Raw genomic sequence first — 20,308 nt, 5'->3', positions numbered from 1 at the left:
ACGCCTCCGAGCCCCCACGCGGCGAGGACAGAAGTTGAGCCTTCAGCCACATAGTTGTATGCTGCAAGCAAATGAATACGCCGCACCCCGCATCTGAGCACCTGCTCGGCCCCACCACCGACCTCGGGGCCAGCATCACCCGGGCGGCCAAGGCGAGCATCGTCCTCAAGCACAGCTCCCCCCTCCCGATGCCCGGGATCGAGCATGCTGCGCTGCCCGTCCTCTTCGCCGCCCACGACCAGCCACGCCGGGTCTCCGACCTGGCGGCGGCCTGCCACCTCGACGTCTCCACCACCAGTCGACAGGTCAGTGCCCTCACCGCGCTCGACCTGGTGACCAAGCAGGCGGACGACCGCGACCGCCGGGCCCAGGTCATCGTGATCACCGCGACCGGCCGGGAGCTCGTCCTACGACTGCGCGAGGAGCGCGCCACCCGGCTCGCCCAGATCCTGCACGACTGGGAGCCCCACGACATCCAGGCCCTGAGCGGCCTGCTCGACCGATATGCCGACGCCGTCGAGCGTCACCTGCACTCCCAAGGAGCCTGATGGCCAGCACCAGCCCGACCCCGGCGGCGACCGGGGAGCTCTCGCACAAGCAGATCGTCACGATCATCCTCGGCCTCATGGCCGGGATGTTCCTCGCCGCTCTCGACCAGAACGTCGTCGGTACCGCGATCAAGACCATCGCCGACGACCTGCACGGCCTGGACCAGCAGGTCTGGGTCACCACGGCCTACCTGATCACGTCGACGATCTCGACCCCGATCTACGGCAAGCTGTCCGACATCTACGGCCGCAAGCGGTTCTACCTCTCGGCCATCACGATCTTCGTCGCCGGCTCGCTGCTATGCACGATCCCGCAGACGATGTACCAGCTCGCCGCAGCGCGCGCCGTCCAGGGCCTCGGCGCCGGTGGCCTGATGTCGCTGGCCCTTGCGATCATCGGTGACGTCGTCCCGCCGCGCGAGCGGGCCAAGTACCAGGGCTACTTCCTCGCGGTCTTCGGCACCTCGAGCGTCATCGGCCCGGTCCTCGGCGGCTTCTTCGCCGAGCGCGAGTCGATCCTCGGCCTTGCCGGCTGGCGCTGGATCTTCTTCATGAACGTCCCTATCGGCCTGATCGCCTTCGCTGCCGTCATGGCGACGCTGCACCTCAACCACACCCCCCGCAAGGCCCGCATCGACTGGGCCGGCGCCACGACGATCATCATCGGCCTCGTGCCGCTGCTGCTCGTGGCCGAGCAGGGACGGACGTGGGGCTGGACCTCCGCCGCCTCCCTGACCTGCTTCGCCGTCGGCCTGGCGGGCATCGCGGCCTTCGTCTGGTCGGAGTCCCGCGCCGGCGACGACGCGCTCATCCCCCTGCGCATCTTTCGCAACCGCACCATCGTGATCGCCCTGACCGGCGGCTTCGTGATCGGCGCCGGCATGTTCGGCGGCATGATGACGATCCCGCTCTACCTGCAGATCGTCCACGGGTCCACCCCGATGGTGTCCGGCTTCCAGATGCTCCCGATGGTCGTCGGCATGATGCTCGCCTCGATCGTCTCGGGCCAGCTCATGAGCCGCATCGGCAAGATCAAGATGTTCCCCCTCATCGGGGTGACGCTGATGACAGCCGTGCTGTTCGCCCTGTCGCGGATCACCGCGGACAGCAGCCTGGTCTGGGTCATGACGCTGATGTTCTTCTTCGGCCTCGGGCTCGGCAACACGATGCAGCCCCTCACGCTGGCCGTGCAGGCTGCGGTCGAGCCGCGGGAGATGGGTATGGCGACCTCCTCCGCCACCTTCTTCCGGCAGATCGGTGGGACGCTCGGCGTCGCGATCTTCTTGTCCGTGCTGTTCAACTCCCTAGCGGACCGCATCGCCGACGCCTTCACGGCCGCCGCGTCCGACCCGACCTTCGTCGCCGCCCTGCGCGACCCGGCCGTCTCGGCCTACTCCCCGCAGTCCGCGGCCTTCGTCCGGTCCGTGGCGAGCGGCCAGGGCGCAGGCAGCCTCGGCAACATCGGCAACGACTCCTCCGTCATCAACGCCCTGCACCCGGCGCTGGCCCACCCCATCAAGGTCGGCTTCTCCGAGTCGATGGACCTGGTCTTCTTCCTCGGCGCCATCGTCTGCGGGATCGGGGTGGTGGTCCTCGCGTTCCTCCCCGACCTCACGTTGTCCAGCCAGTCGGCCCAGGCCGCGATGGCCGCGCAGCAGGCCAGGTCCGAGCGGGGCCTCCTGCCGCTGGACGAGGACGCCTCCGAGTCGGACAAGCGCCTGCACGACAGCCTGGAGAAGTTCCTGCTCGACGCCGCGGCGTTCGAGAGCGGTGGCCACACGTTCGACGAGCTGCAGGACACGTGGGACCACCTGGACACCGCCGGGCTGGACCCTCACCGCCGGGGTCGTCACCGCGCGTCCGACCCGGCCACCCGCTGATCGGCCGACCCCGCTCGGTCGATCCTCCAGCAGCGCCCGCCGCCGCACCCCTCTCGTGGTGCAGCGGCGGGCGCTCGGCATACAGTGCCAGGCATGAGCGTCGAGACCAGCGCAGACCCGCACGGCGAGGCCGAGCTCGTCGCCTCCCTCCTGCCCGAGGGCGGCCGCGTCCTCGACGCCGGCTGCGGCACCGGTCGGGTCGCCCTGCGCCTCGCCGAGCTCGGGCACCCCGTCGTCGGGGTCGACGCCGACCTGTCCCTGCTCCGCGTCGCCGCCGACCGCAACCCGCGGATCCCCTTCTGGCTCAGCGACCTCGCCGAGCTCGACATCCCGCAGGGCATCATCGGCGCGGGCTTCGACGTGGTCGTCCTGGCGGGCAACGCCATCCCCCTGCTCGCCCCCGGCACCCTCGACGAGGTCATGTGCACCCTGCGGGGCGTCCTCAAGCCCGAGGGGCTGGTCGTCGCCGGGCTCGGCCTGGACGCCCAGCACCTGCCCGAGGGCATCCCGTCGGTGAGCCTCGAGGACTACGACGACGCCTGCTCGGGCGCCGACCTGGAGCTCGTCGAGCGCTACGCCACCTGGGACCGGCAGCCTTTCGACGGCGGCGGCTACGCCGTGAGCGTCCACCGCCGCGCCCCGGCCCGGCCGACGCCGGTGTCCCGGCTGAGGTCTCTGCTGCACCGCTGACACCCGCCCCACCGTCGCGTCGACGCCGCTGCGCCGTCCCGCTCGCGGACGTCCCAGCGGCCAGGGACCTCATCGGGCACAGTAGGGGGCCCCAGACACGACCCCCGCAGGAGACGCTCCCGTGACCACGGCGACCACCGACCCGACCTACGTCCTCACCGTCACCTCCCGGCCCGACACGGTCGGCATCGTCCACGCGGTGAGCGGGTTCCTAGTGGAGCACGGGTGCACCATCGTCGAGTCGAGCCAGTTCGGCGACACGCTCGACGACGCGTTCTTCATGCGGGTGCAGTTCAGCGGGCCGGTGCGGGACCTGGACCGGCTGCGCGAGGAGTTCACCTGGGTCGCAGGGCGGTTCGGCATGAGCTTCGAGCTGCACGACGCAGCCCGCCCCACGCGCACGCTGCTCATGGTGAGCCGCTTCGGGCACTGCCTCAACGACCTGCTCTTTCGCGCCCGCCTCGGCGCCCTCAACGTCGAGATCCCCGCCGTCGTGTCCAACCACGAGGACTTCCGCACGCTCGTCGAGGGCTACGGCATCCCCTTCCACCACGTCCCCGTCACCCGCGAGACCAAGCCCGAGGCCGAGGGGCGCCTGCTGGAGCTGGTCGGCGAGCTGGACGTCGACCTGGTCGTGCTCGCGCGCTACATGCAGGTCCTGTCCGACGACCTGTGCCGCGCGCTGGACGGGCGCGCCATCAACATCCACCACTCGTTCCTGCCGAGCTTCAAGGGCGCCAAGCCCTACCACCAGGCGCACGCCCGCGGCGTCAAGCTGATCGGGGCGACCGCGCACTACGTGACCGCCGACCTCGACGAGGGCCCGATCATCGAGCAGGACGTCGCCCGCGTCGACCACTGGGCGTCGCCGGACCGCATGGTCGCCATCGGCCGCGACGTGGAGACGCAGGTGCTCGCGCGCGCGGTGGAGTGGCACGCCGAGCACCGGATCATCCGCGACGGGCACCGCACGATCGTCCTGCGCTGACCTGCCGGGCTCGGTCGACGCGGGCGAGGCGGTCGCGGCCGTCGCGCCGTTCGTCCTGCGTCTTGCCCTCTCAGCGGCCGTCTCCTGCTGCAGCCCAAGACCGGCAGCGGCCACCCACACGGTGGACCGCCACCCAGACGAAGAGCAGCCACCCAGACGGGGAGCAGCCGAGACGAGGGCCAACGTGAGGCGAGGCCGGCGCCCACGCGCCGACCCCCCAACCGTCATACGGCCAGGACCGCTCAGCCCCAGACCAGCCCGCGAGCCGGGTCCTCCAGCACCTTGGCGACGTCGGCCAGGAACCTTGACCCGAGCTCGCCGTCGATCAGCCGGTGGTCGAAGGACAGGGCCAGCTGGGTGACCCAGCGCGGCTCGATCGTCTCCGACCCGTCGGCCGCCGTCACGACCCACGGCTGCCGTCGCACTGCCCCGAACGCCAGGATCGCGCTCTCGCCGGGGTTGATGATCGGCGTGCCCGTGTCGACGCCGAAGACGCCGACGTTGGTGATCGTGATGGTGCCGCCGGACATCTCGGCGGGCTGCGTCCTGCCGGCCCGCGCGGTCTCGACGAGCGAGCCCATCGCCTGCGCCAGCTCCAGCATCGTCAGGCGGTCGGCGTCCTTGATGTTGGGCACCATCAGCCCGCGCGGGGTCGCAGCCGCGATCCCCAGGTTGACGTAGTTCTTGTGCACGATCTCCTGCGCCGCCTCGTCCCAGGTGGCGTTGACCCCCGGGTTGCGACGGGTGGCCACGATCAGCGCCTTGGCGACGACCAGGAGCGGCGAGACGCGGACGTCCTTGAACTCCTTGTCCCGCTTGAGCCGCTCGACCAGCGCCATCGTCTCCGAGACGTCCACCGTGATGAACTCCGTGACGTGCGGCGCCGTGAACGCCGACCCGACCATCGCCTGCGCGGTCACCTTGCGCACGCCCTTGATCGGGATGCGCACCTCGCGCTCCGCGGTGCCGTATGCCGCAGCGCCCGCCGCCTGACCCGGCTGGGGGCTCGGCGCGCCGGCCCCCTGGGCCGCCGCCCCCGACGCGCCTCCGGCCAGGTAGGCGTCGACGTCGGCGCGGGTGATCGCGCCGTCGTTGCCGGTGCCGCGGATCAGGGCGAGGTCTACGCCCTTGTCCTTGGCGTACTTGCGGACGGGGGGCTTGGCCAGGGCCTTGCCGCCCGCAGCCTGGGGCTGGGTGACCTGCACCTGCACGCCGTGCGGGTCCACGACGGTCGGGTGAGTCATCTCGGTGACGGCGGCGACGGTGGCGAAGCCGCCCCAGGTCTCGGGGTCCTTGGTCTCGCTGGCGGTGGGCAGCGGGCCGCGCTGATGCTTGCGGGGTCGCCGCTTGGCGTCGGTCACCTTGGGGCCGTAGCCGACCAGGACCGCGACGCGCTCCTCCTTGGGGGTGGCGTCGTCGCCCGTCCCGGTGGCCTCGTTGACCTGGGCCTGGGCGGCGGCCGCCGACGCGTCGTCGGGCTCGGCGGGGGCGCCGCCACCGGTGCCGTCCTCGATGGCGATGATCGGGGTGCCGACGTCGACGGTCTCGCCCTCGGGGACGAGGATCTGGGCCACGGTGCCGGCCCACGGGATGGGCAGCTCGACGAGGGACTTGGCGGTCTCGATCTCGACGACGATGTCGTTGACCTTGACGGCGTCGCCCTCCTTGACCTTCCACGTCACGATCTCGGCCTCGAGCAGGCCCTCACCCGGGTCCGGGAGGTTGAACTTCTTGATTGCCATGTGAATTCGCTCCTCTCGGGTCAGTGGGACAGGGCGCGGTCGACGCCGTCGAGCACGCGGTCGAGGTCGGGCAGGAAGTGCTCCTCGTACTTCGAGGGCGGGTAGGGCAGGTAATAGCCGGTGACGCGCTGGACCGGCGCCTCGAGGTGGTAGAAGCAGCGCTCCTGCACCTGGGCGGCGATCTCGGCGCCGAGCCCGAGGAAGGACGCCGCCTCGTGCACCACGACCAGCCGGCCGGTGCGCTCGACCGACGCGGCCACGGTGTCGATGTCGAGCGGGCTGACCGAGCGCAGGTCGATGACCTCCAGCGAGGTGCCCTCCTCGGCGGCGGCCGCGGCGGCCTGGATGCAGGTCTTGACCATGGGGCCGTAGCACACGACCGTCACGTCGGTGCCGGGCACGATCACGTTGGCGCCGTAGAGGCCTCGGGGGGCGGACGTGGCCTCGAGGTCGACCTCGCCCTTCTCGTGGTAGCGGCGCTTGGGCTCGTAGAAGATCACCGGGTCGTCGGACTCGATCGCCTGCTGGATGCCCCAGTAGGCGTCCTCGGGGTTGGAGACGAAGACGGTGCGCAGCCCCGCGGTGTGGGCGAAGTAGGCCTCGTTGGACTCGCTGTGGTGCTCGACGGCGCCGATGCCGCCACCCATCGGGATGCGGATCACCATGGGTAGCCGGAGTTTGCCGCGCGAGCGGTAGTGCATCTTGGAGACCTGGGACACGATCTGGTCGAACGCCGGGTACACGAAGCCGTCGAACTGGATCTCCGCGACGGGGCGGTAACCGCGCAGCGCCATACCGACGCTCGTCCCGATGATGCCGGACTCGGCCAGGGCCGAGTCCATGACCCGGTGCTCGCCGAAGTCCTTCTGCAGGTGCTCGGTGATGCGGAAGACGCCGCCGAGCTTGCCGACGTCCTCTCCGCACACGATGACCTTGGGGTCACGCTCCATGGCGGCGCGCAGACCGGCGTTGATGGCCTTGGCAATGGTCAGCTTGGTCATCGCTCAGTCCTCGAAGCTCGCGGCGTAGGCAGCGAACTCCGCGCGCTGCTGCTCGATCAGGGCGTGGTCGGGCTCGACGTAGACGTGGTCGAACATGCCGTGCGGGTCGGGGTCGGGCATGCCGACCGTCCCGGTGCGGATCGTCTCGGCCAGGGCGTCGGCCTCGCGCTCCAGGTCGTCGAAGAAGCCCTGGTCCGCCTTGCCCGACCGGGTGAGGTAGGCGCGCAGCCGCTGGATCGGGTCGCGGTGCTTCCACACCTCGACCTCGGCGTCGACGCGGTACTTGGTGGGGTCGTCCGAGGTCGTGTGCGCGGACATGCGATAGGTGAAGGCCTCGATGAACGAGGGGCCCTGGCCGTCGCGGGCTCGGTCGAGCATGGCCTTGGAGACGGCGTATGACGCCAGCACGTCGTTGCCGTCGACCCGGATGCCGGGGAAGCCGAAGCCGTTGGCGCGGTGGTAGAGCGGGCCACGGGTCTGGCGCTCGTTGGGCTCGGAGATGGCCCACTGGTTGTTCTGGCAGAAGAAGACGATGGGGGCGTTGTTGACGCCGGCGAAGACGAAGGCCTCGTTGACGTCGCCCTGGGCGGTGGCGCCGTCGCCGAAGAATGCAACGACGGCGGCGTCGCGGTCGGGGTCGCCCGTGCCCACGTCGCCGTCGAGGGTGATCCCCATCGCGTAGCCCGTGCCCATGAGCACCTGGTTGCCGATGACGATCGTGAAGAGCTGCATCCCGACCTCGTTCGGGTCCCAGCCGCCCTGGTCGACGCCGCGGAACTGCGACATCACCTGCAGGGGCTGAACCCCGCGGCACCAGCCGACGCCGTGCTCGCGGTAGCCGGGGAACGCGTAGTCCTGCTTGCGCATGGCCCGGCCCACGCCGATCTGGGCGGCCTCCTGACCGAGCAGCGAGACCCACAGGCCGAGCTCGCCCTGGCGCTGCAGCGCGGTCCCCTCGGTGTCGACGCGACGGACGAGGAACATGTCGCGGTAGAACCCGCGCAGGTCCTCGTCGGTCAGCCCGTCGAGGTAGCGGGAGTACTCCGGGTGGTCGACCCGCTCCCCCTCGGGGGTGAGCAGCTGGACCATCTCCGGCCCGCCGTAGGCGTCTCTGGCGACGACGTTGTCGCTCATCTGCGATCTCCTTCGATCCTTGGGGCCGGGCAGGGTCGCTGCTCGGCCTGGTTCGGGGCCACGAGGGACGGGGTCACCGCCCCGGTGCGGGCGCCTCGTCGTGACGACGGCCCGGTCCGGTTGCTCGTGGCGGTCAACACGTCCCGTCGGACGCTTGGGCCTGGCGAGGGCAGCGTACCTGCCCGGCGGACCGGTGTCGCCCGTCGGGTCAGGGCAGGCCGGTCGGGTCAGGGCAGGCCGGGCGCCGGGGCGCTCGTCGAGGCCCCCGCCGTGGCCGTCGCGCCTGCCGTGGCCGTCGCGCCTGCCGAGGGGGCGCTCCGGGTGGCGGCGGTGGCGGTCGCCGTCGAGGGCGTGGTCGGGCCGGTGGGGCTCTTCGATCCGGGGTCGGCGGGCGTCGTGCCCGGGTCGGTGGGCGTCGTGCCCGGGTCGGTGGGCGTCGTGCCCGGGTCGGTGGGGGTGGAGCCGGGCGCCGTCGTCGGGTCCGTGGTCCCCGGCGTCGGGTCGGTCGGCGTCGTGGTCTCGTCGGGCGGCTTGGGCATGCGGCGTGAGATCGGACCCCCGGTCTCTGGGGCGGGCTCGTCGGGAGGGCCCTCGGACGGTTGCGGGGTGGGCGTCCGGTCCGGCGTCGTCGGCGCCTGCGCGATGACCGGCGAGGAGGCGATCGCGGACTCGTCGGAGGCGGGGGCGGCCTCAGGTGCGAGGACGGGCGGGAGCTCGGCCATGGAGGCCAGCACCTCGTCGGCGTCGACGCCGGTGAGCGGCTCTGCCACATCGAGCAGCGGGCGCAGGGCCGCGAGCGCCTCCAGACGCTCCTGCGCCGGCTCGATCACGGTCTGCTCGAGCACCTGACCCCGGGGGGCGGCAGACAGCAGGACGATGCCCTCGAGCGGCTCGGCAGCCGGCGCCGGCGCCTCCGGGCGCTGGGCCTGCTGCGCGACGAGCGCACGTGAGACCGACGGGCCCTGGGCGGTGAGCACCTCGGCCGGCCCCCCGGGCTGAGAGGCCGTCCCGCCGGCCGACGACGTGCCCGACGACGTGCTCGTGCCGCCGTCGAGGACCCCGTCCAGGACGCCGGGGGCGGTGCTCAGGGAGAGCCCGGCCAGGCCGAGGGTGGCGGACACACCGAGGGCCGACAGGGCGAGGGCCGGCCCCCAGGCCGCCCCCTCCTGTCGGCTCGACGGCCTGCCTCCAGGCCCGGATGTCCCCATGCTCACCATGGTGGAGTCACGCCCGGGTCACCGACAAGTGAACCTGGGGCAAACCGTCACTGCGGACTAGTCACCCGGCTGGACGCGGGGGCGGACACGGTCCGCGACCTCCAGCAGGCGGGTGTTGGCCTCCTCCTCACCGATGGTCACGCGGACGCCGTCGGTGCCGTACTGCCGGACCACGAGTCCCGCCTCGCGCAGGGCCTCGGCGAGCTCGGCGCAGTGCTCCCCCACCGGGAAGTAGACGAAGTTGGCCTGGGTGTCGGGCAGGCGCCATCCCTGCTCCGCCAGACCGGTGGTCACGCGATCACGCTCCGTGACGAGTGCCTGCACCCGCTCGTCGAGCTCGGCGAACAGGCCCAGGCTGGCGACCGCGGCGTCCTCGGCGATCCTCGACACGCCGAACGGCAGGGCGCACTTGCGCAGGGCCGCCGCGACCTCGGAGGGCGCCACGGCATACCCGACCCTCAGGCCCGCGAGGCCGTAGGCCTTCGAGAAGGTCCGCAGCACCGCGATGTTGCTGTGGTTGCGGTAGAGCTCGATCGCGTCCGGCGTCGCCGGGTCGCGGACGAACTCGAGGTAGGCCTCGTCGATGACGACCAGGACGTGCGGCGGCACCTGCGCGAGGAAGGCCTCCAGCTCGTCGGCGTGGACCGACGGGCCGGTGGGGTTGTTGGGTGTGCAGACGATGACCAGGCGGGTGCGGTCGGTGATCGCCGCGGCCATCGCCGGGAGGTCGTGGCGCTGGTCGGCGGTGAGCGGCACCTGCACGCTCGTCGCGCCGGCGAGCGCGGTGACGATGGGGTAGAGCTCGAAGGACCGCCAGGGATAGACGACCTCGTCGCCCGGGCCGCAGGTCGCCGTCACGAGCTGGGTGAGGACGGCCGACGAGCCGGTGCCCGTGCTGATGTGGTCGTTGGGCACGCCGAGGAAGTCCGCCAACGCCTGGGTCAGCTCGGTCACCGCCATGTCGGGGTAGCGGTTGACCGTGGTGGCGGAGGCCGCGATGACCTCGAGCACGCTCGGCAGCGGGGGGTAGGGGTTCTCGTTGCTGCTGACCTTGTAGGTCCTCAGGCCGGGGACCTCGGGCGCCGGGCGTCCCGGGACGTAGGCGGGCACGGCGGCGAGGGTCTCGCGCAGCCGCACCTCGCTCTCGGGGGTGGCCGCGTCGTCGCGGTCGGGGCTGAGCTCGCTGGTGGCGGCGTCGGCTGCGGTCATGGCACCACCATATGCGGGGGTCGACATGTCACCATATGGCCATGAGGAACCTCGCGATCAAGACCCTCGTCAACGGCATCGCGCTCTGGGTCGCGGCCATGGTCGTCTCCGGGATCCACCTGGGCGAGGACAAGCCGTCCCTCGCCACGCGCCTGCTGTCGATCCTGCTGGTGGCCGTCGTGTTCGGCCTGATCAACGCGGTCGTCAAGCCGGTCGTCAAGTTCTTCAGCTGGCCGGCGATCATCCTCACGCTCGGGTTGTTCACGTGGGTGGTCAACGCCCTGATGCTCCAGCTCACGTCGTGGCTGGCGGGTCCGCTCGGCCTGGACTTCCGGGTCGACAGCTTCTTCTGGGACGCGATCCTGGGGGCGTTGGTCGTGGCGTTCGTGTCGCTGCTGCTCAACATCCTGCTGCCCGACCCCGACGAGCTCTGATCCCCCCCTCCCCGCCTCCCGTGACGACGGGGACCTTCGTGCTCGCCTGGCGGGCATGAACGTCCCCGTCGTGCGTTGGAGCGGGCCGGCGGTGGAGGGGCCGGTGCTGGGAGGGTCGGCCGTGGGTGTCAGGCGCGCGGGCGGCCGTCGACGAGGTATGCCGTGCCGCTGCCGACCGGCGTGGCGGCGAGGTGCTCCAGCAGGGTCACGACATACGCGGCGCAGTGCTCCCGCACCTGCTCGGGCGTGGCCCAGTGCAGGGCGCGGATCTCGCGCGGCTGCAAGGTGACCCGGCCCACGAGGTCGGCCGGGTGCACGCCGCCGTCGAAGACGAACAAGGTGGCGTCGCTCCACCCTCGGTAGGGCGGGAGCCAGTCGACGGCCAGCAGCTCACGGGCCGGCAGGTCCAGGCCGAGCTCCTCGGCGACCTCGCGCTCGGCGGTCGTCGACGGCGGCTCCCCCGGGTCGACGATGCCGCCCGGCAGGTCCCACTCACGCTTGTAGGTGAGCTCGCAGAGCAGGACGCGGCCGTCCGGGTCGCGCAGCAGCGTCTGGGCGATGTTGCGCTTGGTGGGCATCGTGGTGTCGAGCACGCCGAGGAAGCCCTCGCGCGTCTCGGGGCCGGGGTCGGCCGCCAGCCGAGCCATGACGACGCGGTCTCCGTGGCCGGGACCGATGCCGCGCAGGGTGCCTTCGTGCCGCAGGCCGAGCCGAGCCGCCAGGCGGTGCGTGACCACGTCGTCGGGATCGTGCAGCGTCTGCACCCGGCGCCACCCGTCGGCGATCCCCGCGGCGACCTCGTCGCGCAGCGCGTCGATCCCCGCGAGGTCGTCGGGCGAGTGACCGGTGAGGTCGAGCTCGACGATCCCGTCGCCGATCTCGCGGACGATCATCGGCGCACCAGCAGGTCGCGCACGGCCTCGGCCACCTCGATGACGAGGTCACGGCTGGTGCGCGAGACGCCCATGGCGTTGATGTCGCCGTGCGTGCCGTCCTCGTCGACCCGGAGCGTGACCGGCACCCCGGCCTCCTCGAGACGCGCGGCATAGGCCAGGGCCTCGTCGCGCAGCACGTCGAAGGCCGACACCAGGACGTAGGCCGGGGGCAGCCCGCCGAGGTGTCGCGCGAGCAGCGGCGAGGCGTCGGGGTGGCGGGCCTGCTCGGGCTCGCGCAGGTAGTGCGAGGCGTACCAGTCCATGGTGGCCTCGGTGAGGAAGTAGCCCGTGGGGAACAACGCGTAGGACCGCGACTTGCGCGACCAGTCGGTGACGGGGTTGAGCAGCACCTGCAGGTCCGGGCCGCCGGCCTCGTCCTCGACGGTGCGGTGGCACACGACGGCGGCGAGGTTGCCGCCGGCGCTGTCGCCCATGACGGCGACCGGGGTCGAGCCGTCACCGCCCAGCTCGTCGCGGTGGTCGCGCACGTGCCGGAACGCCGCCACCGCGTCCTCGACCGCGCACGGGAAGGGCGCCTCCGGCGCCAGGCGGTAGTCGACCGAGACGACGGTCAGACCGGCATAGCGCGCGACGAATCGGCATACGGGATCGGCACTGTCGAGGGAACCGGCCACGAAGCCGCCGCCGTGGAGGTAGACGACCACCCCGGGGGCGGGCTCGCCCGGCGAGGGGTCGTAGGTGCGGGTGCGGATCGGGCCGGCGGGCCCCGGGAGCGAGCCGTCGCGGACGGACGCGACGTGCGGCTGATGGCCGAAGAGCCAGGCCTCGGTCTCGATCTCGGCGCGCCACTGGTCCGGGGTCAGCTCGGCGGCCTCGCTGCCGGGGGCCAGGTCGAGCAGGCGCAGGGCCACCTGGACGTCCGTGCGCAGGGTGTGGCCGTCGACGCGCCGCGGCCGGCCCGCGACCAGACGCAGGACCGGCCGGGGCAGGCGCGCGACGCCACGCAGCACGGACTGCGTGGCGCGCAGGGTCAGGGGACGGCGGGTCGAGGGCACGTCCCCATCATGCCCGCGACTCCCCGATCTTGACGGCCGCAACACCCGCGAGGATCAGCGCCCCACCGGCGAGCTGGACGAGGCCCGGGAGCTCGCCGAGCAGGAGCCACGCGATGAGCACCGCGAACACCACCTCGGTCAGCCCGACGAAGGACGCGACGGTCGAGCCGAGCCTCCGGGTCGCGGCGACGCCGAAGCCGTAGGCCACCGCCGCGGCGAGCAGGACCAGGCCGAGGACGGGCACCCACCAGGGCGCCGTCATGCCGGCGAGGGCCACGGGTCGGGTCGTCGCGACCATGGGGACGAGGCCGACCACGCCCACCAGAGCGAGCACCGCGCCGCCGACGACCATGCCGCCGGCCGCGAGGGCGATGGGCGGCAGACCCTTGGTGTCGCGGGCGGCGAGCAGGAAGTAGGTGGCGTTGCAGCAGGCGGCGGCGAGTCCCCACAGGAGCCCGACCGGGTCGATGCCGATGCCGCCGAACAGGTCGATGACCAGGGCGAGCCCGGCCATGGACAGGGTCGCGCCGAGCAGCGTCGCCGGGGCCGGGGTGCGTCGGGTGCGCAGCCAGACGTAGCCGACGATGAGGACGGGGGCGAGGTACTCCAGCAGGAGCGCGACGCCGACCGACAGGTGCGTGACGGCGTTGAAGTAGAACAGCTGGCTGCCGGCCACGGCGACCACGCCGTAGGCGATGATCACGCCGGCGTTGTCGACGAAGGCGCGCAGCCGGTGCCGCATCAACCACAGGGCCGGTATGCCGAGGGCGAGCGCGGCACCCGCGATGCGGGCGGTGACGGCGGCGCCCGGGCTCCAGCCCGCCTCGAGCAGCGCCTTGGCAAAGGATCCCGAGGTGGCGAAGCCGACGGCCGAGATCAGGGCGAGGACCAGACCGCGGGAGACGCCGCGGGGGCGGGTGCGAGCGGGGTGCTGGGTGGCCTGCTCGGTGGCCAGCTCGTCGGGGACGTGAGGCAGCGGGTCGACGTCGACGTCGCCGAGGCGGAGAGCGTCCACGACGGGGTCCGTGACGGTGGGGTGAGCGACGATCGGGTCCGTGACGGTCGGGTCGGTGGTGCGGGTCATGGCGGTCATGGGCACTCCTCTCGGGGGTTTCGAGGCACGACTGTCGTGACGCACGACAGCGGGCGTCATGAGCGAAGTGGGTTTACGCTAGTGACACTAGACCTGGGCCGAGTAAGGAGTCAATATGACTTTTGCCCATGACACCCGCGACGCTCTGGTATCGATGGCCGCGTTGGTCAACACGGGCGTCGAGCCGGCGACGCTGAGCACGCTGGAGGACCTCGAGGAGTTCGTGGGCCAGTTCGGTTACACGGGGGCGCGGGCGCACGACGCGGCCGAGCTGGCGGGGGTGCTCGCGCTGCGCGGGGAGCTGCACCGCCTGTGGGAGCTCGACGAGGAGGGCGTGGTCGGCCTGGTCAACGACCTGCTGGCCCGCCACCAGGCGCTCCCGCAGGTCGTGCGCCACGAGGGCTGGTGGGACTGGCACCTGCACGCCATCTCGAGCTCCGCTCCGCTGGCGCACCGGATCGCCGTCGAGTCCGCGATGGCGATGGTGGACGTGGTGCGGTCCGGCGAGCTGGACCGGCTGCGGGTGTGCGAGGCCGAGGACTGCGACGGCGTGATCATCGACCTGTCCAAGAACCGCTCGCGCCGCTACTGCGACCGCGGCTGCGGCAACCGCATGGCGGTCCAGGCCTACCGCTCCCGCAAGACCTACCGGGGGTAGAGGCATCGGCCGGCCTCCGTCCCCCAGGTCGATGATCCGGAGGCCGGCTGATCGTGCGCGTGCGGGATGTGCGTGTATGCCGACCCGCCCACCGCCACACCGAGTCGCCGCCACGTGCCGGGCCTGTGCTTCATCGCACGGTCGGTGAGCTTCCCGGTCGCGCGCGAACCCACCGTCAGGACGGGTGAGCCTGCCGCGGCTAGGGTCGAGCAGACAGCACATCCCGCACGCGAGGAGAGGACTGACATGAGCGACGTCCAGGTCACCAACAACCCCGAGCAGCACCGCTACGAGGCCCGGATCGACGGGGAGCTGGCCGGTTTCGCCGAGTACCAGCTGACCGACGACCTCGCCGAGTTCACCCACACCGAGGTGGACCCGGCGTTCGAGGGCAAGGGGGTCGGCAGCGCCCTGGCGCGCTACGGCCTGGACGACGTGCGCGAGCAGGGGACCCGCAAGGTCATGCCGACCTGCCCGTTCATCAAGGGGTGGATCGAGCGGCACCGCGAGTACGAGCCGCTCGTCTACGGCGGGTGACCTCAGGCCCACCTGAGGTGGGCGGCTGACCTCAGCAGGGCCGAAGCAGCCCCGATGCCCCCGCGCGGCCACCCCGTCGCGGCCCAGCTGGACCCCGTCGACGCGTCCGATCGGATGGAGGAGGCGGGACGTGCCGCGCTCAGCCGGTGAGCGGACGTCGGCCGTATGACGCACCGCCCACCGGCTCGCGGGGACCTGCGAGGCGGCGGGCGGTCGGCATACGGCCTGGGGGGCAAGACCCGCCGGGGGTAGGAACATCCGCCTGGCGAACGAAGCCCGGCGAATGTGACTACCGGGGGTAGGGGCGTCCAACCCGGGCGGTGTGACTACCTGAGGTAGGTCAGGAGCCGGAGCCGGCCATGGGGCGCCCCGTCTTGAGATAGGTCTTCAAGCCGGCGAGCACCCACAGCGTCAGTCCGGCCGCAGCGAGACAGTCTCGCCGCGCGCCACGAGGTGCAGCTCGCCGGGCAGCCCCTCGCGCGCCCAGCGCTGCTCGAAGTCCTCGAGCGGAGAACGGAACACGCCGTAGTCGTCGTAGTGGATCGGCACCGTCACGGCCGGCTGCACGGTCCTGACGAGCCGCGCACCCTGCCGGTCGTCCATCGTGACCATCAGCCCGAGGACTCGGGTCCCGCCGAGGTGGATGACCATCGCGTCGATGGGGCCGAGCCGGTCGACGACGCGGCGCAGGGAGCGGCGATAGAGGGTGTCGCCGGTGACGTAGGCCCGGAACGGCGCGCCTGACCCCGTGTCGAGCTCCAGCACCGAGCCCATGACCGGCGGCAGCAACGCCTGGGCGGGGCCGGGGGCATGGCGGCCGGGCGTCGCCGTGACGGTGAGGCCCACGCCGTCACGCTCGAGCAGGTGCGAGCCCCACCGTGGCAGCCCCCGCGCGGGGAAGCCCCACCGCTCGAGCCTCGGCGCCGCCTGGCGGGTCGTCAGCAGGGGCACGTCCCGGCGCAGCTCGCGGCGCGCCACCCGGTCGAAGTGGTCGCCGTGCAGGTGGGACAGGACGATCGCGTCGAGCTCGGGCAGCTCGGCGGGGGTCATCGCGGGCTCGGTGCGGCGACGGCTGACCAGGCCCTTGCCGAGATAGGCGTACTGCCCGCGATGCAGGAAGTTGGGGTCCGTGAGGACCGTGAACGGGCCGATCCGCAGCAGGGTGGTCGCGGTGCCGATGAACTCCAGCGTTGCCTCGGGCATGAGGGTCTCCTCCACGAGCGTCGATGCCTAGCAGCCTAGGTCGAGCCGTCACGTGGTGGGCGGTTGCCGGTATGCCGGTCCGCCCGCCGCCTCGCGGGGATCCGCGAGGCGGCGGGCGGTCGGCATACGGGCTGGGCGGGCAAGACCCGCCGGGGGTAGGAACATCAGCCTGGCGAACGAAGCCCGGCCAATGTGACGACCGGGGGTAGGAACATCAGCCTGGCGAACGAAGCCCGGCCAATGTGACGACCGGGGGTAGGAACATCAGCCTGGCGAACGAAGCCCGGCCGATGTGACGACCGGGGGTAGGTCAGACGTGGCGGCGGCTCGTGATGACGCGGAACCGGTTGGCCACGAACGCCGCGTCGGAGTAGGCCGCGTTGGCCGCCGGGTTGGCGCCCGTCCCGTGGTAGTCCGAGAACGCCGAGGTCTGGTTGACGAAGACCTGACCGTTGAGGTTCTCCGACAGCGCGACGCCACCGTCGGCCGCCGCCTCCCGCGCCTCCTCCAGCACGGCCTGCGACGTCGAGTAGACCGCCGCCGTCATCGCGCCGTGCTCGGCCACCGTGTCGGAGAGCTGGGCGAGCGACTGCTCGGTCGACTCGGTGGCGATCACGAAGGAGACGGGCCCGAAGTACTCCTGCGTGTAGACGTCCTCGTGCCTGACGTCGAGCTGCACGATCCCGGGCGTCCGCACGACCGCGTCCGGCCAGCTCGGGTGGGTGACGGGACGCGTGTCGAGCACGACCCGCCCCTCCCCCTCGGCGGCGATCTCGGCGAGGGACCCGACGTTGGAGCGCACCTGGTCGTTGACGGTGGCGCCGAGGATCTCGACGGCCTTGGCGTCGTCGCCGTTGAAGCGCGCGACCGCCGCACCGAGCCGGTCGGCGAACTCGTCGGCGGACAGGTGGCCCTCGTCGGTGTCGATGCCGGTCTTGGGGACGTAGATGTTCTGCGGGGCGGTGCACATCTGCCCGGAGTAGAGGGACAGGGAGAACGCGAGGTTGCCGAGGGTCGACCTCAGCGAGTCGGTGGAGTCGACCACGATCGTGTTGACGCCGGCCTTCTCGGTGTAGACGAGCTTGCCGCGCGCGGCCGCCTCGGTCTCCAGCCAGGCGCCGAAGGCCGGCCCACCCGTGTAGTCGATGATCGCGATCTCGTCGCGCTCGGCGAGATCCTTGGCGAGCGTGCCGCCGTCGCGGTCGGCCGCCAGCTGCACGAGGGCCTTGTCGAAGCCGGCCTCGGCCAGCACCTCGCGGCACACGGCGACCGTGATGGCGAGGGGCAGGATGGCGCGCGGGTGGGGCTTGACGACCACGGCGTTGGCGGTCGCCAGCGAGGCGAAGATGCCGGGGTAGGCGTTCCAGGTCGGGAAGGTGTTGCAGCCGATGACCAGGCCGACGCCGCGGCCGACGACCTTGTAGTCCTTCTGCAGGCGCAGGGGCTCGCCCTTGGCGGGCTTCTCCCAGATGACGCAGGAGGGGAGGCGCTCCTGCTCGACGAGGGCGGCGGTGACGGCCTCGAGGGCGCGGTCCTGCGCCTCGGGCCCGCCGGCCTGGAAGCTCATCACGAACGGCTGGCCGCTCGTGTGCATCACGGCGCCCGCCATCTCGAAGGACCGCGTGTTGAGCCGGTCGATGATCTCGACGCAGACGGCGGCGCGGACGCGGGGGCCCGCGTCGCGCCAGGCCCGCACCGCGGCGCGCGCTGCCGGCAGGGCCTCGTCGAGGTCGAGGACGGGATAGGTGATCCCGAGGGTCGGGCCGTATGGCGAGACCTCGTCGCCCACCCGCTCGCCCGTGGTGGGCTGGTCGTCGAGCTCGGTGAAGGCCGCGCCGAGCCGCGCCTCGTAGGCGCTCTGCCCTGCCTCCGCGGAGCCCTCGCCGTAGACGCGGGGACTGGGCGAGGCGGGGTAGCGGGAGTAGAAGCTGCGGGTGCGCAGGGCCTCGGCGGCCTCGTCGAGGGTGGCCGCGTGGGCGTCGAGGAGTGGGTGGCTGGGCGTCGTTGCCTGGGTGGTCACGTGCCGATCGTAACGAGGGGTTCACCTCGCCGCGAGGCTGCCGACGTGCCACGATGCGTGCATGAGTGACCACGCGAGCGAGCAGTCCGGCACCACGCCCGCACCGGGGATGGTCGCGGTCGTCGGGGCCGGTGCGATGGGGTCGGGGATCGCCCAGGTGGCCGCGCAGGCGGGGCACGAGGTCGTGCTCGTCGACGCCCGTGACGGTGCTGCTCAGGAGGCGGTCGAGCGGCTGCGGTCGACGCTGGGCCGCCTCGCCGACAAGGGCCGGATCGGCGCCGACGAGGCCGCTGCGGCGGGCGGCCGCCTGGGGGTCGCCGAGGACCTGCGGACGCTGCCCTCCTGCCGGCTCGTGATCGAGGCGGTCGTCGAGGACCTCGAGGTCAAGCGTGAGATCTTTGCCGCTCTCGCGGCACGGCAGGACGCGGACACCATCCTCGCGTCCAACACCTCCTCGCTGTCGATCACGGCGATCGCCGAGGGGATCGCTCACCCCGAGCGGATCATCGGCCTGCACTTCTTCAACCCCCTCCCCTGATGAGGCTGGTCGAGGTCGTGCGCGGGGCCCGCTCCGGGACCGACTCGGTCGACGACGCCTGCGACCTCGTGCGCGCGTGGGGCAAGACGCCCGTGCGCTGCGCCAGCACACCGGGATTCATCGTCAACCGGGTCGCGCGGCCGTTCTACGGCGAGGCCCAGCGGATGGTCGCCGAGGGCATCGCGGACGCGGCCACCATCGACGCGGCGCTGCGCGGGGCCGGCTTCAGGATGGGGCCGCTGGAGCTCACGGACCTGATCGGGCAGGACGTCAACCTCGCCGTCGGGACGTCCGTGTGGGAGCAGACCGACCACGACGCGCGCTACGAGCCCACGGCATACCAGCAGGACCTCGTGGCTCGAGGAGCGTTGGGGCGCAAGACCGGTCACGGCATCTATCGGTATGACGAGAGCGACCAGGCGGTGGACGCGTCGCCGGACGAGGCCGCGGTGGAGCGGCTTGTGGGCGGCCCGGTGCGGACGGACCCGGTCGCGCGGACGCTGGCCATGCTGGTCAACGAAGCACTGGCGGTCGTGGTGCGTGGTGAGGCGACCGCCGAGGACGTGGACACCGCCATGCGCCTCGGCGCCAACTACCCGCGCGGGCCGATCGAGTGGGGTCGCGAGATCGGCTTCGACGTGATCAAGGCGCAGCTGGAGGAGCTGGCCGAGATCTATCCTGGTGGCCGCTACCGTCCCTCCAAGGCCCTCAGCCAGGACCTACCGGGGGTAAGGGCATCGACCGGCCTCCGTCCCCCAGGCTGATGCCCCTACCGGGGGTAGGGGCATCGACCGGCCTCCGTCCCCCAGGCTGATGCCCCTACCCCCGGTAGGTCTCGACGAAGGAGTCGCATGCTGGATCCCGACCTGTCCCACGTCCGCACGATGTGGGACGACGACGGCGCCTCGCGCCACCTCGGCATCGAGCTCGTCTCGGTCGACCACGACGGTCGCCTCGGCCGGGCCCGCACCCGCATGGCCGTCACCGAGACCATGGTCAACGGCCACCGGATCATGCACGGCGGCTACATCTTCACGTTCGCCGACTCGACCTTCGCCCTCGTCTGCAACGCCGGCGGCGAGCTGACCGTCGCGGCGGGCTGCGACATCGACTTCGTGCGGTCGGCAGCCCTCGGTGACGTGCTGCTCGCCGAAGGCGTCGAGCGGACCCGCTACGGCCGCAACGGGATCACCGACGTCACCGTCACGCGCGAGGGCGACGGCGAGCTGATCGCGCACTTCCGGGGGCGGTCGCGCGCCCTCAAGCCCCGCCCGTCGGCCTGAGCAGCCACCGACGAAGTAGCCGCCATGACACTGCCCCCCATCGACGAGCGCCCCGACCTCTACGACTAGCCCTCGGCGAGGACCTCAGCGCAGTGGTCAGCCATGACCAGCAAATGATCGACGCCGCGACGGATGCCGGGCTGGAGGTCGTCTCTCCAGGGCGGGACGGACGTGAGCAGCGG

19 protein-coding genes and 1 pseudogene are annotated in these 20,308 nt (G+C 72.0%); 10 read left to right on the top strand and 10 right to left on the bottom strand.

Annotated elements, in window-relative coordinates:
• Nucleotides 1-71: 71 nt before the first annotated feature.
• From ACF3NS_RS04965 to purU, 4 genes are all read left to right on the top strand, one after another.
• Nucleotides 72-548: a MarR family winged helix-turn-helix transcriptional regulator gene (locus ACF3NS_RS04965; RefSeq protein WP_392468201.1), complete on the top strand. Its 477-nt coding sequence runs from the start codon at nucleotides 72-74 to the stop codon at nucleotides 546-548.
• Nucleotides 548-2,428, top strand: a complete 1,881-nt coding sequence (locus ACF3NS_RS04960; RefSeq protein WP_392468198.1) for an MDR family MFS transporter — start codon at nucleotides 548-550, stop codon at nucleotides 2,426-2,428. Before ACF3NS_RS04965 ends, ACF3NS_RS04960 begins: the two co-directional genes overlap by 1 nt.
• A gap of 93 nt (nucleotides 2,429-2,521) precedes the next feature.
• On the top strand, nucleotides 2,522-3,118 hold the full coding sequence (locus ACF3NS_RS04955; protein WP_392468195.1) for a class I SAM-dependent methyltransferase: 597 nt from the start codon (nucleotides 2,522-2,524) through the stop codon (nucleotides 3,116-3,118).
• Nucleotides 3,119-3,239: 121 nt separating this feature from the next.
• The gene (purU, locus tag ACF3NS_RS04950) at nucleotides 3,240-4,106 is read left to right on the top strand and encodes a formyltetrahydrofolate deformylase (protein ID WP_288798936.1); all 867 of its coding nucleotides are present in this window, start codon (nucleotides 3,240-3,242) and stop codon (nucleotides 4,104-4,106) included.
• Nucleotides 4,107-4,348: 242 nt separating this feature from the next.
• Here the strand turns inward: purU and ACF3NS_RS04945 are convergent, their stop codons facing one another.
• The 5 genes from ACF3NS_RS04945 to hisC form a co-directional block, all read right to left on the bottom strand.
• Nucleotides 4,349-5,848: a dihydrolipoamide acetyltransferase family protein gene (locus ACF3NS_RS04945; protein ID WP_154592419.1), complete on the bottom strand. Its 1,500-nt coding sequence runs from the start codon at nucleotides 5,846-5,848 to the stop codon at nucleotides 4,349-4,351.
• 20 nt (nucleotides 5,849-5,868) lie between these two features.
• On the bottom strand, nucleotides 5,869-6,849 hold the full coding sequence (locus ACF3NS_RS04940; RefSeq protein WP_392468192.1) for an alpha-ketoacid dehydrogenase subunit beta: 981 nt from the start codon (nucleotides 6,847-6,849) through the stop codon (nucleotides 5,869-5,871).
• 3 nt (nucleotides 6,850-6,852) lie between these two features.
• Nucleotides 6,853-7,983, bottom strand: a complete 1,131-nt coding sequence (pdhA, locus tag ACF3NS_RS04935; RefSeq protein ID WP_288800138.1) for a pyruvate dehydrogenase (acetyl-transferring) E1 component subunit alpha — start codon at nucleotides 7,981-7,983, stop codon at nucleotides 6,853-6,855.
• Between the two features lie 227 nt (nucleotides 7,984-8,210).
• Nucleotides 8,211-9,191 (bottom strand): hypothetical protein, encoded by a 981-nt coding sequence (locus ACF3NS_RS04930; RefSeq protein ID WP_392468189.1) that lies wholly within the window; start codon nucleotides 9,189-9,191, stop codon nucleotides 8,211-8,213.
• Nucleotides 9,192-9,257: 66 nt separating this feature from the next.
• On the bottom strand, nucleotides 9,258-10,409 hold the full coding sequence (hisC, locus tag ACF3NS_RS04925; RefSeq protein ID WP_154592421.1) for a histidinol-phosphate transaminase: 1,152 nt from the start codon (nucleotides 10,407-10,409) through the stop codon (nucleotides 9,258-9,260).
• Nucleotides 10,410-10,450: 41 nt separating this feature from the next.
• Between hisC and ACF3NS_RS04920 the strand changes: the two genes are divergently transcribed.
• A complete protein-coding gene (locus ACF3NS_RS04920; RefSeq protein WP_288799912.1) occupies nucleotides 10,451-10,843 on the top strand; it encodes a phage holin family protein in 393 nt (130 codons plus the stop codon).
• A 128-nt stretch (nucleotides 10,844-10,971) separates the two neighbouring features.
• Here the strand turns inward: ACF3NS_RS04920 and ACF3NS_RS04915 are convergent, their stop codons facing one another.
• Genes ACF3NS_RS04915 through ACF3NS_RS04905 form a run of 3 tightly spaced genes read right to left on the bottom strand, consistent with a single transcriptional unit; the run spans nucleotide 10,972 to nucleotide 13,887 of the window.
• The gene (locus ACF3NS_RS04915) at nucleotides 10,972-11,736 is read right to left on the bottom strand and encodes an NUDIX hydrolase (protein WP_288799911.1); all 765 of its coding nucleotides are present in this window, start codon (nucleotides 11,734-11,736) and stop codon (nucleotides 10,972-10,974) included.
• Nucleotides 11,733-12,794: an alpha/beta hydrolase gene (locus ACF3NS_RS04910; protein WP_392468185.1), complete on the bottom strand. Its 1,062-nt coding sequence runs from the start codon at nucleotides 12,792-12,794 to the stop codon at nucleotides 11,733-11,735. Before ACF3NS_RS04910 ends, ACF3NS_RS04915 begins: the two co-directional genes overlap by 4 nt.
• A gap of 7 nt (nucleotides 12,795-12,801) precedes the next feature.
• A complete protein-coding gene (locus tag ACF3NS_RS04905) occupies nucleotides 12,802-13,887 on the bottom strand; it encodes a DMT family transporter (RefSeq protein ID WP_392468183.1) in 1,086 nt (361 codons plus the stop codon).
• Between the two features lie 115 nt (nucleotides 13,888-14,002).
• On the opposite strand from ACF3NS_RS04905, the gene ACF3NS_RS04900 reads away from it, so the two are divergent.
• Together ACF3NS_RS04900 and ACF3NS_RS04895 are read left to right on the top strand one after the other, a co-directional pair.
• Complete coding sequence (locus ACF3NS_RS04900; RefSeq protein WP_154592424.1) at nucleotides 14,003-14,545, top strand: CGNR zinc finger domain-containing protein; 543 nt, start codon at nucleotides 14,003-14,005, stop codon at nucleotides 14,543-14,545.
• A gap of 66 nt (nucleotides 14,546-14,611) precedes the next feature.
• Complete coding sequence (locus tag ACF3NS_RS04895; RefSeq protein WP_392468181.1) at nucleotides 14,612-15,082, top strand: GNAT family N-acetyltransferase; 471 nt, start codon at nucleotides 14,612-14,614, stop codon at nucleotides 15,080-15,082.
• A 411-nt stretch (nucleotides 15,083-15,493) separates the two neighbouring features.
• Here ACF3NS_RS04895 and ACF3NS_RS04890 read toward each other — a convergent pair whose 3' ends face one another.
• Nucleotides 15,494-16,285, bottom strand: a complete 792-nt coding sequence (locus ACF3NS_RS04890) for an MBL fold metallo-hydrolase (RefSeq protein WP_392468179.1) — start codon at nucleotides 16,283-16,285, stop codon at nucleotides 15,494-15,496.
• Between the two features lie 310 nt (nucleotides 16,286-16,595).
• Complete coding sequence (paaN, locus tag ACF3NS_RS04885; RefSeq protein ID WP_392468178.1) at nucleotides 16,596-18,305, bottom strand: phenylacetic acid degradation protein PaaN; 1,710 nt, start codon at nucleotides 18,303-18,305, stop codon at nucleotides 16,596-16,598.
• A gap of 61 nt (nucleotides 18,306-18,366) precedes the next feature.
• On the opposite strand from paaN, the pseudogene ACF3NS_RS04880 reads away from it, so the two are divergent.
• The 3 genes and pseudogenes from ACF3NS_RS04880 to paaI all read left to right on the top strand — a co-directional run.
• Nucleotides 18,367-18,887, top strand: a pseudogene (locus tag ACF3NS_RS04880) (3-hydroxyacyl-CoA dehydrogenase NAD-binding domain-containing protein); the annotation flags it as partial.
• Between the two features lie 120 nt (nucleotides 18,888-19,007).
• Nucleotides 19,008-19,607, top strand: a complete 600-nt coding sequence (locus ACF3NS_RS04875) for a 3-hydroxyacyl-CoA dehydrogenase family protein (RefSeq protein ID WP_392469081.1) — start codon at nucleotides 19,008-19,010, stop codon at nucleotides 19,605-19,607.
• Nucleotides 19,608-19,694: 87 nt separating this feature from the next.
• Nucleotides 19,695-20,126, top strand: coding sequence for a hydroxyphenylacetyl-CoA thioesterase PaaI (gene paaI / locus ACF3NS_RS04870; RefSeq protein ID WP_230082649.1), 432 nt, complete (start codon nucleotides 19,695-19,697; stop codon nucleotides 20,124-20,126).
• Nucleotides 20,127-20,308 lie beyond the last annotated feature (182 nt).

Source organism: Arsenicicoccus cauae (assembly GCF_043162025.1).
Lineage (GTDB): Bacteria > Actinomycetota > Actinomycetes > Actinomycetales > Dermatophilaceae > Arsenicicoccus > Arsenicicoccus cauae.
This window is presented reverse-complemented; position numbering and strand designations above follow the sequence as displayed.

Bases quoted from the DNA above. Each gene is read 5' to 3' on its own strand.
- ACF3NS_RS04965 (WP_392468201.1), top strand. From the start codon at position 72: ATGAATACGCCGCACCCCGCATCTGAGCACCTGCTCGGCCCCACCACC.
- ACF3NS_RS04960 (WP_392468198.1), top strand. From the start codon at position 548: ATGGCCAGCACCAGCCCGACCCCGGCGGCGACCGGGGAGCTCTCGCAC.
- ACF3NS_RS04955 (WP_392468195.1), top strand. From the start codon at position 2,522: ATGAGCGTCGAGACCAGCGCAGACCCGCACGGCGAGGCCGAGCTCGTC.
- ACF3NS_RS04945 (WP_154592419.1), bottom strand. From the start codon at position 5,848: ATGGCAATCAAGAAGTTCAACCTCCCGGACCCGGGTGAGGGCCTGCTC.
- ACF3NS_RS04940 (WP_392468192.1), bottom strand. From the start codon at position 6,849: ATGACCAAGCTGACCATTGCCAAGGCCATCAACGCCGGTCTGCGCGCC.
- pdhA (WP_288800138.1), bottom strand. From the start codon at position 7,983: ATGAGCGACAACGTCGTCGCCAGAGACGCCTACGGCGGGCCGGAGATG.
- ACF3NS_RS04930 (WP_392468189.1), bottom strand. From the start codon at position 9,191: ATGGGGACATCCGGGCCTGGAGGCAGGCCGTCGAGCCGACAGGAGGGG.
- hisC (WP_154592421.1), bottom strand. From the start codon at position 10,409: ATGACCGCAGCCGACGCCGCCACCAGCGAGCTCAGCCCCGACCGCGAC.
- ACF3NS_RS04920 (WP_288799912.1), top strand. From the start codon at position 10,451: ATGAGGAACCTCGCGATCAAGACCCTCGTCAACGGCATCGCGCTCTGG.
- ACF3NS_RS04915 (WP_288799911.1), bottom strand. From the start codon at position 11,736: ATGATCGTCCGCGAGATCGGCGACGGGATCGTCGAGCTCGACCTCACC.
- ACF3NS_RS04905 (WP_392468183.1), bottom strand. From the start codon at position 13,887: ATGACCGCCATGACCCGCACCACCGACCCGACCGTCACGGACCCGATC.
- ACF3NS_RS04900 (WP_154592424.1), top strand. From the start codon at position 14,003: ATGACTTTTGCCCATGACACCCGCGACGCTCTGGTATCGATGGCCGCG.
- ACF3NS_RS04895 (WP_392468181.1), top strand. From the start codon at position 14,612: ATGTGCGTGTATGCCGACCCGCCCACCGCCACACCGAGTCGCCGCCAC.
- ACF3NS_RS04890 (WP_392468179.1), bottom strand. From the start codon at position 16,285: ATGCCCGAGGCAACGCTGGAGTTCATCGGCACCGCGACCACCCTGCTG.
- ACF3NS_RS04875 (WP_392469081.1), top strand. From the start codon at position 19,008: ATGGTCGCCGAGGGCATCGCGGACGCGGCCACCATCGACGCGGCGCTG.
- paaI (WP_230082649.1), top strand. From the start codon at position 19,695: ATGCTGGATCCCGACCTGTCCCACGTCCGCACGATGTGGGACGACGAC.